Raw genomic sequence first — 14,220 nt, 5'->3', positions numbered from 1 at the left:
GGCTCAGGAAAGGACGCCGGATGAGAGCGGGTGAGGGCGCCGGCAACGCGGCGCGCGCCGAGCGCGTCCTGGTGATGGCGTTCGTGCTGTTCAGGGTCGGCGGGCTGGTCCAGATCCCGACGGCGCTGATCACCGGGTTCGTCCACTACCGGCTGCCCTGGGGGGCGGTCGGGCTGGGCCTGCTGCTGGTGGCGGAGGCGGCCGCGGTCATCGCGTGGTTCGTGCGCCGGTGGGCCATGCCGGTCCGCGCCGTGGTGCTGGACGTCGCGTTCTGCTGCGCGAGCGTGCTGGCCGGGGCGCCGCTGCTCGCGCCGGAGGGCAGCCACACCTGGGCGTACTTCATGTATCCGTTCTCGCTGCTGGCCTGCGTGGGCGTGGGTGTCGCGATCACCCGCCCGGCGCCGATGCTGGCGGCCACGGCCGCCCTCGCGGCCTCCTACCTCGTCGCGCAGTTCGGCTACATGGGCGGCGGCTGGAACGACCTGCCCAACACCATCAGCTACTTCGTCAACAGCGGCATCGCCTGGCTCCTCGCCGGCCAGCTGAGGCGTTCGGGCAGGTCGGCCGACGAGGGCTGGGCCGTCGCGCTGGCCAGGGCGGAGGAGATGGCCCGCGACAAGGAGATGAACCGCTACAGCCGGATGTTGCACGACCGGGTCCTCCAGACGATGGAGATCCTGGTCAGCAGCGGTGAACTGGACTCGACCAGGCTCGGGGAGCAGTTGCGGGCCGAGACGCGCTGGCTGCGTACCGTGGTGGAGGGCGGGGTGTCCGAGCAGGCGGACGACATCGTGGGCGCGCTGCAGCAGGTGGTCTCCGAGCACACTCGGCGCGGCCTGCACGTCGACCTGACCGATGCCCGGCTGCGCGGCAGGAAGGAGCTGTGCCGCCAGGTCCCGGCCGAGGTCGTGGCGGCGGTTGCGGGCGCCGTGCGCGAACTGCTCACCAATGTGCGCAAGCACGCCGGGGTCAACGCTGCCGTCGTCAGCGCCGGCTTCGAGGGCGGCGCGCTGGTGGTGAGCGTGGCCGACGAAGGCGCCGGGTTCGAGACGGGCGAGCCGCGGGGCGGCACGGGACTGACCCGGTCCGTACGGCAGCGCCTTGAGGAGGTCGGCGGCCAGGTCATGCTGGACAGCGCTCCCCAGGCGGGCACGTACGTCGAACTGCTGGTCCCGGTACAGGTGTCCGACCCGCGGCTGATCCGTTCCGGCTAGGTGTGGCACCACAGCATGTAGTCGCACTCTCCGTTGCCGTACGGGCCGGTCGTGCCGGGATCGGTGACGTTCAGGTCGACGGGGGTGTTCATGCCGTAGTACTGCCGGCACACCCCCGCGTCGCCGTACTGCCACATCAGCGCGGGTAGTCCCGCCGCCGTGGCCGGCGCCCAGGACGGGCCGGGTGAGGAGCAGGCGGCGACGCCGCCCGCGAGCTGCGGCTGGTTGCTCCAGACGCCGTAGCATTTGGTGGCCACGCTGACCTGTGCGGCCGCGATGGTGGCGGCGTTGGCTGAGCCGGTTCCACCGCCGATGCTGCCGAGGTAGGCGCAGGCGTATAGCGGGTAGGCCGTGCCGATCTTGTGGTTGTTGACGGCGCTCGCCCAGCCCTGCCAGTACGCCGTGCTGATCAGTGAGCCGTTCTCCACGTCGAGGTAGACGTGCAGGGTCTGGCCGCCGGGCAGCGAGACGATCGCGCTCAGCGCGGCCGTGATGGCGTCGGCGAACGTCAGGCCCTCGGCGTACCCCGCCCCGTAGCCGCCGCCGACCGCGCTCTGGTCGGGCACGTCGATCGGGACGACCCAGCCGGAGCCGCCCGGGCGATAACCTCGCACGGCGTTGACGAGGGCGCGTGCCTCTCCGTCGCCGCGCCAGGTGTACTGGGGGTAGTACGCGTTGGTGAAGTAGCGTCCCCAGAACACGATCTGGTCGTGAGGCTGGCCCGCGTAGTAGTGGTTGATCACGTGGTCGGCGACCGTGGTGCCGTTGTAGGGCGAGTCGAGCGGGAGCAGGGAGTCGGCTCCCCATTGGATGGTCATCGTCGTCTCCGCTGGTAGGGGGTTCAGTCGTCGTCGCGTAGGAGGCGGAGCGCGCCTGGGGTCTCGATGGCGGAACCGGCCGTTCCGGAGGGGGACAGCACGTGGAGTCGGCCCTGGGCCGCGCTCAGCGCGAACACCGCGTCCGGCGCGGCCCGCACCTCGGTGAGCGGAGTACCGGCGAGCAGGTGACGCGCGCCGCCCGCTCCGGAGGCCGGCAGCCGCCAGAGCCCGCCGGGCTCGGCCAGGCCGTCCACCATCCACAGGCTGGAGCCGTCCGCCCCGAACGCGAGGGCACCGTCGGTGGCCCCGGGGTTCCCCCGGGCGTTTCCCGCGGCTGCTCCGCCGCGCAGTGACCGGATTCCCGCACTTCGGCCGGATGCGGCGTCCAGCAGTTCGACGGTGCCGCCGACCGGATCGGCGAGCGCGAGCCGCCGCCCGAAGAACGCGTGTGCCGACGGACGGGCGAACCGGTGCTTTCGCACCACACCCGGATCATCCGGCGTGGCCCAATGAACCTCTCCGCCGCCGTACCAGAGCATGGCGCCACCCGGCACGGGTACGGTGCCCGCCGTCAGCCCCGCTCGGCCAGGGCCGCCACGTGACAGCCGCTTGCCGTCGAACGCGACCGCGATCACCGTCCCGCGGTCGAAGACGTGGACCCGCGCGCCGTCCGCCGACAGGCGGACGAGCGCCCGCGCGGCCGGGACCACCTCTTGCGCGGGCTCCAGCTCGATCAGATCGGCGCTCCGACCGGCCGAAAGGTCGATCATCTCCAGGGACACGGCACAGGTGTGCCGGAAGCCGGCGCTGTCCGCCTGCTTGCCCGCCGGAGGGTTCCACTGGCGGTTCACCCGGTGCAGGACGGCCGCCCTGCGCCCGTCCGCGCTGAACCGCACCTCGACGTCGTCCCAGGCGAGCGGCGCGTCGTCCACAGGGATCGGCGCGCCGGTGACCGTGCCGAGAGGCCGGCCGTCGCCGGCGTCGTAGACGCCGACGACCGTGACCAGCGCCGCGCCGCCGCGGCGGGACCAAGGGTGCAGGATCCGTGAGCCGTCCGCGCTGCGCCGCACGTCGGAGGAGAGCCCGGGGATCTCTCCGGTGACGCGGCCCGAAGGCTCGTACCCGCGCAACGTCCAAGCGCCGCCGGCGGCCGCGTCCGGGCTCATGGTCCAGCAGACGGCCCGTGGGGACGTGGTGAGCCGCTTCCTCGGACCGGCCCAGGGGGCGACGGCGGCGAGCGGTAAGGCGGCGGCGGCCGACAGGAAGGCCCGGCGGCTCGGGGGCGTGAAGTTCATGGTCGTGCTCCTCGTGGCAGGCAGACGCGCCGGGGAGCCTGTCGGCCCCCGGCGCGAAGGGGATCAGGTGGCGACCAGGACGGAGGGGCTGATGAAGTTCCAGCTGTAGGTGAAGGGGTGGTCCGGATCGTAGTTCCCGGAGGCGTACTTGCCGTACGGGTCGTTGACCAGGAAGTTCCCGTTGTCGTCGTAGCCGACGATCACGGCGTAGTGGCCGCTGCCGCCGAGCCCGTACGTGCCGCCCGCGATGACGAAGTAGCCCTTGTTGATCTCGCTACGAACCCACGCCGCCTGGTCGACCCCGGCCGCGGGCTGGTGCGGGCTGGCGCTGTTCGCCTTGAGGAAGGACAGCAGGTAGCTCAGGTATCCATAGCCGTCGTCGCCGACGACCCAGCCGTACGCGCCCGCCCACCAGTTGCCGTTGCGGTCGGGCGCCTTGTAGGTGAACCGCGTCTTCCCGTCCGGGGAGGTGTACTCGCGGGTGATGTAACCCCCGTACGGCGAGACGTGCTTGTAGGGGGAGCTCACCGTCACCGGGAACTGGTTCTTGAGCTGGTACCCGGCCAGAGCCATCACGGCCGAGGTCGGCGCGCACGCCCAGTTGCCGTCGAAGGCGTCCTCGGTGTCCCAGAGCTGGTGGATGTACACGCTCGGCGTCGGCAGGTGGACGGCGTTCGTGCTGACCCCGCCCGTGACGGTCCTGCTCTTGTCGGCCAGCGTCACCTTGCCCGTCGCCGGCGTGTCCAGCGTCGCGGCCGACACCGGGGCCGACGGGTCGATCACCCGCATGCCGTCCCTGGGCGTGCCGACGGCGACGCCTCCGCGCTGAGCCTTCAGCTGGTAGGCGGCGGAGATGCCGTCCACCAGACGGGTACGGGTGCCGCGGGCGACGTCGGCCGTCCAAACGCCGTTCACCGACGAGGCCCGCGATTCGGACGCCTGCTTGCCGGCCTTGCGGTCGGGGCAGGACTGCACCTCGTACGTCACGGTGGTGCCGTCCTCGCTCCAAAGGCCGTCGCGGTAGTGCACGGCGCGGTCGGTGCCGAAGCGCCGGACCTGCTCGCCTGTCGTGCTGGCCAGGCCCAGCTCGCTGGTGCCCATGCAGACGTCCTTCGCGTCCGTGGCCACGTAGCTCACCCGCTGCTCGCCGTTCACCTGCGGCAGGCGGAAGGCGGAGTAGATCTTGTGCGCGGAGAGGTCGCTCTTCAGCACCGGCGACACCTTCCCGTCGGCGAGGTCGACGCGCATGAGTGACTCCGCGTAGAACAGATCCGCCTGCTCAGGACGAGAGGTGACGAACAGGGAGGTGCCGTCGGCGGCCCAGCCGAGGACGCGCACGTCCCGGCCGGGAACCGTGGCGACCGCCTGGCCCGCGTCCGTGGCGGTGCCGACGCGGATCACGGCGGAGCCGGTACGGTCCTCGGCCGAGGCCAGTCGCTCGCCCGGCCCGAACACGGCCGAGGTGACCGGCGCGGACAGCACCCGCCGGCTGGAGCCGGTGGCGACGTCGAGCACCCACAGGCCGCTGCCGTGATGGCTGTCGAAATCGGGAATCACCGTGGCGCGCGCCCCGTCGGGGCTCAGCGCCGCCTCCACGGTGTAGGCGAGGTCGGTGACCGGGAAGCGGGCCTTGACCACGCCGTCGACCAGCACTTCGTACTGCTTGCCCACGAGCCGGGTGGACAGGGTGTCCGGGGAGACAGCGCTCGTGGCGGGGGAGGGAGCGGCGGTCGCGGGCAGGGACTGCGTCAGCATGGCGGCGGTCGCGAGCGCGCCGGCGGCGAGGATGCGCGAGGTGGGGCGGCTGAACATGGTGTCCTCCGTCAGGACGTCGGGTGGGGATGGCTCAACTGTCCTGTTCGGGAGGGCCGCGCAAAATCCGGGAAAAAATCCCAGATGGGATGTACCACCCCATTAACGGGAGTCATGTGGTGCGTCTACGGGAGCGGCACGAGAAGCTCATGAGAGCGGTCGACAGTCGCCGGCGAAAGCACCACTATCAAGGCATGATTCGCGTTGGGATCGTCGACGATCACCCCGTGGCCCGTCACGGAGTGGAACATATGCTCTCAGCCGCACCGGACATCCAGGTCGAGGCGTCGGTGGCCGACACCGCCCTCCTGCCTCCGCACGACCGGCTCGACGTGGTGGTCCACGACCTCTACCTGGTCGAGGACAGGCCCGCCATCGACGCCGTGGCGACCCTGAGCCCGGTGGTGCCGGTCCTGGTCATGTCCGCCTCACGTCGTCCCGGAGACGTCCTGGCCTGCGTACGAGCGGGGGCCAGGGGATACGTCACCAAGGACGCGAGCGCCCTGCTGATGCTGGCCGCTGTGACGACCGTCGCCTCCGGAGGGTTCGCGCTCTCCCCGCACCTGGCCGATGCGCTGCTCGCCGACCTGGCCGCGCTGGCCGAAACCCCACGGGACGACAGCGCGGAAGGCGCGGCACAGGACGATCCGCTCGTCCCGCTCTCCCCTCGCGAGGAGGAGACGCTGCGCTGGATCGCCCGCGGCCAGACGCACGGCCAGATCGCCCGCCGCATGGGCATCAGCAAGGCCACGGTCGACTCTCACGTGGAGCGCATCCGCGCGAAACTGCACGCGGGGAACAAGGCCGACCTGACCCGGTCGGCCCTGCGTCGCTTCGGCGACGAACTGTAGACCTTCCTGCGGACGGCCGCGGCACTCCTCACCGCGGCCACCGCGTCCACCGCGTTCATGGTGCGGGACCAGCCGAACTGCCGGCCGAGCAGCTTCCAGTGCCAGCAGGACCAAGGCTGACACCAAAACCGCCAAGCCTCGAGCCTGTGACCTGCACACTCTCAGTTCCTCATCATTGCCCGGGCGCCGTCACCTGCCTCGTGCACCACCTGACCGCCTGACGCCTGATGTGGTTTGCGGCCGGGCAACCCGCCCGGCCGCAACGGTCATTCTCCGGCCCGCAACCGCACCCGGTGGCTCAATCGTTGCGCCACCGAATCGTGGATCTCACAGGTGCGTCGGCAACGGCACAGTTCGCTGCGGTTCACCACCCCATGATCGCCAGGGAACGATCAACCGTAGAGCGCCGATGTCACCCGTAGACGGCCGGACACAAAGCGAGAGGCCCGTCACCGCGTTTCCGCTGGTGACGGGCCTCTTCGCGCTGGTGGGGCAGGTGCAAGGTTCGAACTTGCGTAGGCTGAGCCGACGGTTTTACAGGGCGTCGCGGACTGCGGACGAATCCGTGGGCTGACCTCAGCAAGCTGTCGACAACTCGTCGCGCGCGCCATAGATCATCCCGCAAATATCCCGGATCTTGATTCAGGTACCCGGCTTCCCCAATCCAGCGACCCGAGTAGCGTACGGCGACGATGTACCTATGCGCGGATAGCGCGCACCTCACCTGCCTGATCATCCCATCTGCCGTCGACCCGCCCGAAGGGGAAGCGGGCCAGGGCCACGGGTACCAGATGGAGCGCCCCACCGGACGAACGATCTGGTACCCGTGGCCCTGGCCCGCTCGGCTTGTCCCGGGTCGATGGCGGACGGGATGATCAGGCTTCCACCTCAGCCACCTACGGCCCCGCTCCCCGGCACGGCGATCATCCCGGAGCCGGAGCGCCCCCCGCCGGAGGCGAAGGGTTGGTTTACTCACAGTCAGCCGCACCGCCCGGCGAAGGAGCCGTGATGACCGTCAGCGATCGGGTGAAGGTTCTCTTCCACCTGGACAGGGATGAGGATGGGTGGCCTCCGGTGGGAGCGGAGTCGGTGTGGGGAGAGCTCACTGAGGATCCTCATGTGGTGCGACTGGCCAACGTCCCGTTCTTCGTGTGTGGGGTGGCCTGGGGCGATGAGGTCCGAATACGCCAAGCCGATGCTGGCGGCTTGCGGGAGTACGAATCGTTGGTGCGGGAGTCGGGTCATTCGACGGTGCGGATCGTGTTCCACGACGAGGCATGCGTGGCAGAGGTCCGTGCCAGGCTGGCAGATCTGGGTTGCGATTGGGAGGGCGTCTCAGCGTTCCCGAACTTGATCGCGGTGAACATTCCTTCGGAGTTGCCTTATGGGAGGCTTCGGGCCTGGCTGGACGAGAACAGGGCGGCTGGTCTCTTCGATTTTGAGGAGGGATGTATTTCGGATCGTCACCGTGCAGCTTGGCAACAGGTGAACCAATGAGCCCTGCAGCCGCAGTGAAGGCTGTAATCGTGCGGCGGCGTGGCAACCCCGGCCGGTGCGTTCGGTTCGTACGGCGGGGCTGGCGTGCGGTGCCCGGCCCGGTGTCCCGCCGCCGACCGGGACCGGCCCCCAGGCTGCACGCCCGGGGCGGCGGGCGGGCGGAGGGCCGGGGTACGGCGCCGCGCCGCGCCGGCGCTTGACGGCCTACACCGAGGTCTGGCAGGAAGCCCGCACTCTCGCCTTCACACCGGCTCAGGTCGCCTCACCGCTCGCACGGCGACCGTACGACCTGCGGCACGCGGCCGTCTCACTCTGGCTCAACGGCGGCGTCCCGGCCCCAGAGGTGGCCGCCCGTGCCGGACACGGGGTGGATGTCCTGCTCAGGGTCTATGCCAAATGCATCGACGGCCAGGAAGAGAGCGTCAACCAGCGGATCGCGGACGTACTCACCGCATGAGATCACGAACGGCACCACTCGAAAGGCTCTGGCTTCCCCCGGGGCCTTTCGGCGTTGCAGGGCCGCGTCATCCCGCACATACTCCGGATCATGGGCCTCGACCTGGTGAAACGCGCCCGGGTCCATCCCGCGTATATCCCGTGACCACCGACAACCGGCCCGCTCAGGGCTGCATCTGGCTGCACACCCCTGAAACGCAGAAGAGGCCCCGAAGGGCCTCTGATCTGCTGTTACTGCTGGTGGCAGGTGCAAGGTTCGAACTTGCGTAGGCTGAGCCGACGGTTTTACAGCTCGTGACCGTTGTGCTTCTCATATACGCGTCGGCCTGGGGCGGGACCCTATCGTGCGCCTCTAGCACACAAGATCATTGCATGCATATTGCACAGCAGATCGACCACATCCATGGCGGCGCTATGCGCGATCTCTCAGCCGGCACAGGCCGCCGTATTGGTCGCCAGAGGAACAGGGCGCAACGACAAGGTCGCTACCGCCAAGAGCCCACGATCACGAGTCTGTCCGGGGAGGCTACTCTCCTCCAAAACCAGGAAACCAGGAGACATCTTCGTCCTCGTCCTCAGGAGGCGGCGGGAGGATGGTAGCGAGATCGTCATCTACTTCGATCTTGTACTGAGTAGCTATTGCGGCGACGTAAAAGCCCATCTGGGATCGTAGGTCACCGAGCGCTAGTCCAAATCGGTTGGCTCCTATAGGACCCATCCGATAGCCGAAGTTCTCGCCTTGCGGACCAGCAACATCCACGAACTGACGGCAGGCGGCCCGCATTGCCTTCAACGCAGTAGAGAGCTCCCGCCCCATCTCATGCCGCTTGAGTTGTTCGGTAAGGAATGCCCGAATCTGGAGGGCCGAGCGAACACAGTGCCCTTCATCTTCGACGTGTCGATCCCCGAAAAGCAGCCTGCGATCTTCGAGAAAAACGATCACCTCACGGGCAATCCTGCGATCTGTACTCGTCTTTTGCCACTGGATGCCGAAGAGTGGCGTGCTCACTCCTGTGACTTCGTACGGTATGCGACCCATAGCCTGAGCGTAGTGCCCCACAATGGCAAGTGACGAGAATTTCCCGCCATCAGGACTTGATCAACATAGAGCCGCGTCGGTGATTCGTCTTAACATGGTCAAGCCTCGACTGACGGATGCTGTGGATTGGATGCGCTCTGTCAGCTTGGGAATTGCAGGGATCCTGGCTCGTAGCGGCGTTGACCTGCGACGAAGGCTGGTCTCGAGTGACCGTGGTTGACCCCTTGTCACTCCCCTTGATGGCGCGCTATTGGCACGGCGGTCACGACTCTCGGCTGTGCTTCTCCTTTTGCTCGGCCAGATCGCGTAGTCGCCGGATCTCCGCGTAGATCTCCTGATCGCTGAGCACTGTGATAACTGTCAGTCCTTGCGGCCCTGGTTCACTGTGGTACTTGCCCAATGTGTAACAGAGGCCGGCCCGCAGGTCGTTCAGCTCCTGTTGGATCTCATCGCGTTTCACCCTGCGTACCGTCAGTTTGACCCTAGGGCGGTGCGCCGTGCTGTGGTCGTCGTTGGAGGAGCGGATGTCTTCAACCCTCACGTACTCCTCGCCGGAGCGGACATCGATCACGACGGGCGTGTCGTCCGGTAGTCCTTCGAGGTACACGCGGAGCTGACCTACGGTCACCATGCCGGCAGCCTCACGGGTGTGGCGGATCAGCGCAAGCCGCGCCTGGCCTGGTCACTCCGTCTGCCATCGATTCACCGCAGGAGAAGCGGGCCAGGGCACCTCGGGTCCGTCGTGCAGCGTCGATGACACGCGGAAGATCTCGCTTGCCTGGGTTCATCCGGTGGGCGACACTACAGCGTGCACTCCGAAGAGCAAGCCAAGCAGCTGATCGACGAGTTGACAGGCCATATCTATACGGCATTGCGCGACGGTGGCCTGGACGCCGAACCTGTCCTCGAACTTGCCTGCTCGCTGGAGGAGTGGGGTGTGAGCACTCCGGCTACGCAGGAGCTCCTTGAACGCCCTGCGGCCCGCCTGCCCCCGGCCGATCTGACCCGTCTGGGCGAAAGCCTTCTACGCGACACCGGCTTCGAGCCTACCTTCGCCCTCGAACCGAGGATGTGGGATGTGCTGGAGCAGGCGCTGAAGGTCGTGGAGCGCGACGTCCGAGCCGCGGAAATCACTGGAACGCTTCGATTGATCACCCACGACCGGGACGACAATGGTCATGCCTGGGTGGAGTTCCAGGGTGGGTATTGGAGTAACCACGGCACCAGCATCCCGCCCATCGCGGGAGGCGACGTCCAAGGGGCGCTTGCATGCGTGGCCGATGCCACCCAAGAAGTAATCATGGAGCTAACGTGGAAGGTCTGGCCCGTCTGCGCCACTCACGATCGGGGCCTGCGTGCCGAGCTGGTACATGGGATCGCCGTTTGGCGTTGCACGGGCGATGGAACGCATACCGTCGCGCCAATCGGTGAGCTGTCTTGATCGCGTCGCGGCGTTCGGCGTGTATTCGGGATCTTGACTAGCCGGGGATCCACCAGCAGTAGAGCAGTTGATCGCTCTCCTTGGCCCTTCGCGCCAGCGCGACGAACTCCTTGACCAGATCGAGCACATGATCACTGTCGTGGAAGCTGGAGACATCTTCATTCATCCATCGTTGGGCCACTTCGGGCAGGCGGGCGTCATCGACCTCGGCCAGTGCGTCGCGGACGCTCACCGATAGTTCCTCGATCTCTGGTCCCTCGCGATAGGGAGAGCCCTCCGGCAGTGCCAGCCATTCGTCTTCGGTCTTTAGCGCCCCTTCGGGCGGCGGGTACAAGGTGACGGTCTGGACCAGGTCGTTGGAGTAGGGGACGCCCTTGATGACGGCCACGAGTTCGCCGAGGGATCCGGTGGGATCGATCCACTTGGTTTCCACGACGTCGAACAATGGAGCATCGGGGAGGGGTTTGGCTGACGCCCGAAGCTCGTCTGGTCGCCAGGTTGCGGTGGCGCGATCGGGAGCGCGGTAGTAGTCGTGCATGGCGCTCATGTGTGCGCTCCTGTCGACGAGGTCATGATCGTGAATCGTGCCGAGGACAGGCTACGGGCGCGGGAGATACGGGTGGAACTACGGGCAGGCGGGCCGCTATCTGGTGAGCCGGTGCTGAGGAACGAAGCACCGGCTCGTCGATCGCCCCCGGCCAACGACGGAGGCCAGCCCACACGTGGCGATCGTAGGGCTGTATTCGTGCGGCGGCGTGGCGCCAGGGTCGGTGAGTTCGCTTTGGTCGGCGGGTGCGGCGGTCGGTGTGGCGGCCCGTGCTGCGCCGCCCGGGACCGGCCCCCAGGCCGCATGCCCCGGGCGGCGGGCAAGCGACGGGCCGCTGTACGGCGGCGCGCCGCGCCGCCGCTTGATCCTCGTAAGGACAATTCGGCAACGCACCGATCTCTTGCTAATCACGCGTCCCGATACGCTCACCCACCGCTTCATACTCATTCGTCCGACATGCGAATCATCTGGCGATCTGGCTCCAAGCAGGGCATCAAGTGCTCCATACTCTATGCATGCGGCTAGCCTCCATTCACTCCCTACTCAAGCAAGACCATATTGGCAGGATTGTGCTCACCATCGCACGAAAATGGCCTACCAGCAAAGCCACCCGCCTTGAGCGGGCATATAGCATGGCGACACGCCATGCACGACTCGTTTCTTTTTATAGCTCCAACATTCGCAACATGCCCGATGATTTGCGCGACAAAGTAAGGCGCAAGGCGGTCTCCGCAACATGCCGACGCGCCATATATTGGATGATCTCTCCTCGATTGATGTTCGCAATCGCCTCCACTGCGACATTCGCCATCGCCGCATTCGGCATAGGAGTTGCTGCCAGCATCGAGTCTTTCAGGCCCACCACGCATCGTGCCGCACTAACAGCCACCGCCTTTGTGTTCATGATTCCAATCACGCTTTTCGCCACATCAGCATTCCGGGTTCTTCGCCGACATGATTTGAACGAGACGTCCTTTACTATGGTCACTCCAACGGCCAGACACGAAGGGCAGATTGCCCTAGCGATATCGTATCTACTAGCGCTCTATCAAATATCGGCCGCCGCCTTCGAATTTCCGTCATTTATTAGTATCGTCCCGGATATGGCGACATTTGCAGCTTGGGCTATAATATTCGTTCTAATGGCGCCGCTTATCAGCACTTTCTATGCCGTGCGTTATTATTTTGTTCGGCGAAGGTATCCGCGCCCAAGCGGGCTTGATCTAGTTATGCTTCGCCTATTGACGATTACCTACTGGATTGACTGGTGCCGAGACCCTCGGAGGCAAGACCCGCCGCCTATCGCTCCTCAAGGTGATCGTTCCAATGGACGGAAAAATGCTCACGGAGGAGGGAATCAAGCACCTTCAAAACAGAGGGCGGATTCTCGCCCGTGGGCTAACGGCAACTACATCCGTCTATTGGTTGCGGAGCTTGAGAGGGCAGCACAAGACGCAGAGAAGTTCGCGCTCCAGCATGTCCCTTATCGGGACACCGCGACTCGCAGAAAGGCTCAAATTCTTGGCCTCAGATTCGCAGAAGCAATCCGGTCACACAAGGAAGCCTTGGTGCGAACAGCGAAAGTCGAAGATTTAGCCGCCACAGAAGAGTCTCTTATCTTAGGTTTAGAGGCATGGACTAAAGGGGACCTTGAAACACTCCTCGCCGCAGTGCCAGATGCAGAAGTCAAAAGAAAATGGCAACCCGTTTTAGGACGTTTATGGCCAGCTGCAATCCTGTGTGCCGGGGCGTTCGCCATTCCGGCACTGCCTCTGTTTAGCAACGCCCCTGAAGCTGCATCAAGCGCCCGCATTACCTTGCTAATCGCCGCAGTACTTGCGGTATTATCAGGTGGCATTACCCCATCCGAACGCATAAATTCTGTTGTAGACAAGATCTTTCCTGCCACTAAAGCCTAGTCGAGCAGCTCATGTCTTCGAGTATGAAGCGCTCGACGCGCATTTATGAAGCGCTCATGGAACTCCTCTGAAAGCGCTTCGCGTCGGTAGCGCTTCCGCAGGACGTGATCGAGATCTCCGGCACGGTTCACGAGGTCAGTAAGGGATCGTCGATCAATGTCGAACGCAGCCAGTCCCTCATTGACAGCCGCATCGAGATCGCCGCGCCGGGCGTGGACGATACCAAGGTCTATGTGCGCGTCGGCGACTCGCATCGGAGCGTTAGAGGTGCCATCAGGGCGAGTATGCATCTGGATGGTCTCGCGGGCGTGCTCTTCGGCGCGGTCATCATCAGCAAGCCATGTGTAGCAGGTGGCGGCGTAGAAAACCCACTTGGCGTGGTCAAAAACGAAGTGGTGGTCGGGGTGGTCAGGCACTGGCAGGCTGCCGAGCACCTCGGCTCCGCGGGTCAGAGCACGATCGGCTTCGCGGCGGTCCCCGATGCGGGCAAGACCGCGGGCTTCTTGGAGGGTGAGTTGGACCATGGCGCTGCTGGTGCCGGCCACGGCTTGGCCCATGCGGGCGGCGGTAACGACGTCTTCATAGCGGCCTTCGACGAGGGCGAACCACGCTGACATTTCGTGTGCCCAGCCCATGAGTTCGCCGTGTCCGACCTGGCGGCCCATCTCGAAGGCAGCCCGTCGGGCCGTTTCGGCCTCTTCCCTCTCGCCCAGGTCGTAGTGGACGCAGCCCAGCAGGGCGGTCAGCCAGCCGGTGATCACGAGCAGTTCGCGATGCTGGTCCAAGGTGAGGCGTCCGGCAAGCAGGTGGTTGATCTGCGCCAGGCGCTTTTGCGTTCGGTCTCGTAGGGTGCTCGCGGGTACGACAGGGTAAGCCCGGCACAGGAGATCGACGCCTCGGCAAGGGCTTCCAGGGTTCCGCTCTCGACGTCGGATGCCTGGAGTTGCTGGGCGAGCTCCACGGTCCCGTACAGGTCAGCCTCCGCTCGAAGGGCGTCGGCGGGGATCACCCGAGCCTCGATGAGGCCGCTGCCGGTCTGCTTGGTCTGGGAGAACCCGAGAGCTTCCGGCTCCAGCCCAGTCAGTTGCGTCAGTGCCAGCCGATACGGCGTGCGCGGCCAGCGGACCTCGCCGGCCTCCCAGCGTCGTACGCGCGCCTCGTCGCAGGTCAGCCTTTCGGCAATGCCTGTGGGTGTGGCGTTGACCTGGTCGGCCATCTGGGCGCGCGAGAGGTGCCTTTCGTTGCGCCAGGCGCGGAGGCGAACGTTTAGGGACGTAGTCGGGCATCTTCGGGTCTTCCTCCCGGCTGGGGGCTCGAAAGGGGAAATGAGG

At 66.2% G+C, this 14,220-nt stretch carries 14 protein-coding genes; 6 read left to right on the top strand and 8 right to left on the bottom strand.

Going from position 1 to position 14,220, the window contains the following annotated elements:
• Positions 1 to 20 precede the first annotated feature (20 nt).
• On the top strand, positions 21 to 1,214 hold the full coding sequence (locus KIS93_RS35660) for a sensor histidine kinase (protein ID WP_080043529.1): 1,194 nt from the start codon (positions 21 to 23) through the stop codon (positions 1,212 to 1,214).
• On the opposite strand, the gene KIS93_RS35655 is transcribed toward KIS93_RS35660, so the two are convergent.
• The 3 genes from KIS93_RS35655 to KIS93_RS35645 form a co-directional block, all read right to left on the bottom strand.
• Positions 1,211 to 2,032: a hypothetical protein gene (locus tag KIS93_RS35655; RefSeq protein ID WP_080043530.1), complete on the bottom strand. Its 822-nt coding sequence runs from the start codon at positions 2,030 to 2,032 to the stop codon at positions 1,211 to 1,213. The genes KIS93_RS35660 and KIS93_RS35655 overlap by 4 nt on opposite strands.
• 23 nt (positions 2,033 to 2,055) lie before the next feature.
• A complete protein-coding gene (locus KIS93_RS35650) occupies positions 2,056 to 3,327 on the bottom strand; it encodes a hypothetical protein (protein WP_155128676.1) in 1,272 nt (423 codons plus the stop codon).
• A 63-nt stretch (positions 3,328 to 3,390) separates the two neighbouring features.
• Positions 3,391 to 5,139: a C39 family peptidase gene (locus tag KIS93_RS35645; RefSeq protein ID WP_080043533.1), complete on the bottom strand. Its 1,749-nt coding sequence runs from the start codon at positions 5,137 to 5,139 to the stop codon at positions 3,391 to 3,393.
• 29 nt (positions 5,140 to 5,168) lie between these two features.
• On the opposite strand from KIS93_RS35645, the gene KIS93_RS35640 reads away from it, so the two are divergent.
• From KIS93_RS35640 to KIS93_RS35630, 3 genes are all read left to right on the top strand, one after another.
• A complete protein-coding gene (locus KIS93_RS35640) occupies positions 5,169 to 5,990 on the top strand; it encodes a LuxR C-terminal-related transcriptional regulator (RefSeq protein WP_155128678.1) in 822 nt (273 codons plus the stop codon).
• A gap of 1,008 nt (positions 5,991 to 6,998) precedes the next feature.
• On the top strand, positions 6,999 to 7,487 hold the full coding sequence (locus KIS93_RS35635) for a DUF4265 domain-containing protein (RefSeq protein ID WP_080043535.1): 489 nt from the start codon (positions 6,999 to 7,001) through the stop codon (positions 7,485 to 7,487).
• Positions 7,488 to 7,683: 196 nt separating this feature from the next.
• The gene (locus KIS93_RS35630) at positions 7,684 to 7,944 is read left to right on the top strand and encodes a site-specific integrase (RefSeq protein WP_080043536.1); all 261 of its coding nucleotides are present in this window, start codon (positions 7,684 to 7,686) and stop codon (positions 7,942 to 7,944) included.
• A gap of 525 nt (positions 7,945 to 8,469) precedes the next feature.
• On the opposite strand, the gene KIS93_RS35625 is transcribed toward KIS93_RS35630, so the two are convergent.
• Positions 8,470 to 8,982: a DUF6650 family protein gene (locus KIS93_RS35625; protein ID WP_155128680.1), complete on the bottom strand. Its 513-nt coding sequence runs from the start codon at positions 8,980 to 8,982 to the stop codon at positions 8,470 to 8,472.
• 262 nt (positions 8,983 to 9,244) lie between these two features.
• Positions 9,245 to 9,613 carry a hypothetical protein gene (locus KIS93_RS35620; RefSeq protein WP_080043537.1) on the bottom strand — a complete coding sequence of 123 codons (369 nt, stop codon included), beginning with the start codon at positions 9,611 to 9,613 and terminating at the stop codon, positions 9,245 to 9,247.
• A gap of 177 nt (positions 9,614 to 9,790) precedes the next feature.
• On the opposite strand from KIS93_RS35620, the gene KIS93_RS35615 reads away from it, so the two are divergent.
• Positions 9,791 to 10,423, top strand: a complete 633-nt coding sequence (locus KIS93_RS35615; protein WP_080043538.1) for a hypothetical protein — start codon at positions 9,791 to 9,793, stop codon at positions 10,421 to 10,423.
• Between the two features lie 37 nt (positions 10,424 to 10,460).
• On the opposite strand, the gene KIS93_RS35610 is transcribed toward KIS93_RS35615, so the two are convergent.
• Positions 10,461 to 10,970: a hypothetical protein gene (locus KIS93_RS35610; protein WP_080043539.1), complete on the bottom strand. Its 510-nt coding sequence runs from the start codon at positions 10,968 to 10,970 to the stop codon at positions 10,461 to 10,463.
• A 515-nt stretch (positions 10,971 to 11,485) separates the two neighbouring features.
• Between KIS93_RS35610 and KIS93_RS35605 the strand changes: the two genes are divergently transcribed.
• Complete coding sequence (locus KIS93_RS35605) at positions 11,486 to 12,889, top strand: hypothetical protein (RefSeq protein WP_155128682.1); 1,404 nt, start codon at positions 11,486 to 11,488, stop codon at positions 12,887 to 12,889.
• On the opposite strand, the gene KIS93_RS35600 is transcribed toward KIS93_RS35605, so the two are convergent.
• On the bottom strand, positions 12,886 to 13,674 hold the full coding sequence (locus KIS93_RS35600) for an NsdA family TPR-like regulatory protein (protein WP_155128684.1): 789 nt from the start codon (positions 13,672 to 13,674) through the stop codon (positions 12,886 to 12,888). The two genes, KIS93_RS35605 and KIS93_RS35600, sit on opposite strands and share 4 nt — an antisense overlap.
• Positions 13,647 to 14,105, bottom strand: a complete 459-nt coding sequence (locus KIS93_RS35595) for a hypothetical protein (protein WP_080043541.1) — start codon at positions 14,103 to 14,105, stop codon at positions 13,647 to 13,649. Before KIS93_RS35595 ends, KIS93_RS35600 begins: the two co-directional genes overlap by 28 nt.
• Positions 14,106 to 14,220 lie beyond the last annotated feature (115 nt).

The organism is [Actinomadura] parvosata subsp. kistnae, assembly GCF_900323885.1.
In the GTDB taxonomy this organism is placed as follows: Bacteria; Actinomycetota; Actinomycetes; order Streptosporangiales; family Streptosporangiaceae; genus Nonomuraea; species Nonomuraea composti.
This window is presented reverse-complemented; position numbering and strand designations above follow the sequence as displayed.

Bases quoted from the DNA above. Each gene is read 5' to 3' on its own strand.
- KIS93_RS35660 (WP_080043529.1), top strand. From the start codon at position 21: ATGAGAGCGGGTGAGGGCGCCGGCAACGCGGCGCGCGCCGAGCGCGTC.
- KIS93_RS35655 (WP_080043530.1), bottom strand. From the start codon at position 2,032: ATGACCATCCAATGGGGAGCCGACTCCCTGCTCCCGCTCGACTCGCCC.
- KIS93_RS35650 (WP_155128676.1), bottom strand. From the start codon at position 3,327: ATGAACTTCACGCCCCCGAGCCGCCGGGCCTTCCTGTCGGCCGCCGCC.
- KIS93_RS35645 (WP_080043533.1), bottom strand. From the start codon at position 5,139: ATGTTCAGCCGCCCCACCTCGCGCATCCTCGCCGCCGGCGCGCTCGCG.
- KIS93_RS35640 (WP_155128678.1), top strand. From the start codon at position 5,169: ATGGCTCAACTGTCCTGTTCGGGAGGGCCGCGCAAAATCCGGGAAAAA.
- KIS93_RS35635 (WP_080043535.1), top strand. From the start codon at position 6,999: ATGACCGTCAGCGATCGGGTGAAGGTTCTCTTCCACCTGGACAGGGAT.
- KIS93_RS35625 (WP_155128680.1), bottom strand. From the start codon at position 8,982: ATGGGTCGCATACCGTACGAAGTCACAGGAGTGAGCACGCCACTCTTC.
- KIS93_RS35620 (WP_080043537.1), bottom strand. From the start codon at position 9,613: ATGGTGACCGTAGGTCAGCTCCGCGTGTACCTCGAAGGACTACCGGAC.
- KIS93_RS35610 (WP_080043539.1), bottom strand. From the start codon at position 10,970: ATGAGCGCCATGCACGACTACTACCGCGCTCCCGATCGCGCCACCGCA.
- KIS93_RS35605 (WP_155128682.1), top strand. From the start codon at position 11,486: ATGCGGCTAGCCTCCATTCACTCCCTACTCAAGCAAGACCATATTGGC.
- KIS93_RS35595 (WP_080043541.1), bottom strand. From the start codon at position 14,105: ATGGCCGACCAGGTCAACGCCACACCCACAGGCATTGCCGAAAGGCTG.